The following is a 1,514-nucleotide window of genomic DNA, read 5'->3' on the forward strand; positions in this document are numbered from 1 at the left end:
CACCACCGAAGATGCACCCGTCTCCGGCAGCGTGCTGACCGGAACTTCCAGCGTCGACGGCCCGGTCAGCGTGCTTAACTTCACCATCGGCGAAACCACCTACGCCGCTGGTAGCACCGCGACTATCACCAACGTCGGCACCCTGGTGATTGGGGCCAACGGGGCGTACACCTTTACTCCGGCCGCCAACTACAACGGCAGCGTGCCAGTGGTCAGCTACACCGTCACCGACGGCTCTGGTAGCAATGTCACCTCGACTCTGAATATCAGCGTCACCCCGGTTGATGACAGCTTCACCGATCTCGGCGAAACCGTGACCACCACCGAAGATGCCCCAGTGTCCGGCAGCGTGCTGACAGGGACTTCCAGCGTCGACGGCCCGGTCAGCGTGCTTAACTTCACCATCGGCGAAACCACCTACGCCGCTGGTAGCACCGCAACCATCGCCAATGTCGGCACCCTGGTAATCGGGACGAACGGGGCCTACACCTTCACCCCAGCCGCCAACTACAACGGCAGCGTGCCAGTGGTCAGCTACACCGTCACCGACGGTTCCGGTACTGACGTCACTTCGACCCTGAACATCAGCGTCACCCCGGTTGATGACAGCTTCACCGATGCCAGCGAAACCGTGACCACTACCGAAGATGCCCCAGTGTCCGGCAGCGTGCTGACCGGAACTTCCAGCGTCGACGGCCCGGTCAGCGTGCTTAACTTCACCATCGGCGAAACCACCTACACCGCTGGCACAACGGCGACCATCACCAACGTCGGCACCCTAGTGATCGGGGCGAACGGGGCGTACACCTTTACCCCAGCTGCCAACTACAACGGCAGCGTGCCAGTGGTCAGCTACACCGTCACCGACGGCTCTGGCTCTGACCTCACCTCGACCCTGAATATCAGCGTCACCCCGGTCGATGACAGCTTCACCGATGCCAGCGAAACCGTCTCCACCTTGGAAGACACTGCCGTTACCGGCAGCGTGCTGACTGGCACCTCGAGCGTCGACGGCGACGTGACCGTGGTCAACTTCACCATCGGCACGAGCACTTACACCGCTGGTAGCACCGCGACCATCGCCAATGTCGGCACCCTGGTGATCGGGGCGAACGGGGCGTACACCTTCACCCCAGCTGCCAACTACAACGGCACAGTGCCTGAGGTCAGCTACACCCTCACTGACGGTTCCGGTAGCAATGTCACTTCGACCCTGAATATCAGCGTCACCCCGGTTGATGACAGCTTCACCGATGCCAGCGAACCCGTCTCCACCCTGGAAGACACCGCCGTTACCGGCGGCGTCCTCACTGGCACCTCGAGCGTCGACGGCGATGTGACTGTGGTCAACTTCACTATCGGCACTAGCACTTACACCGCCGGCAGAACGGCAGCTATCGCCAACGTCCACACCCTGGTGATCGGGGCGAACGGGGCGTACACCTTTACTCCGACCGCCAACTACAACGGCAGCGTTCCAGTGGTCAGCTACACCGTCATCCACGCGACCGGTA

At 62.0% G+C, this 1,514-nt stretch carries 1 protein-coding gene; it reads left to right on the forward strand.

Annotated features, from left to right (window positions below; translation table 11 throughout):
• On the forward strand, nucleotides 1-1,514 hold a 1,514-nt coding region (locus UB23_RS21855; protein WP_045061368.1), incomplete at both ends, for a beta strand repeat-containing protein.

This window comes from Pseudomonas sp. ES3-33 (assembly GCF_000952175.1).
Classification (GTDB): Bacteria; Pseudomonadota; Gammaproteobacteria; order Pseudomonadales; family Pseudomonadaceae; genus Aquipseudomonas; species Aquipseudomonas gregormendelii.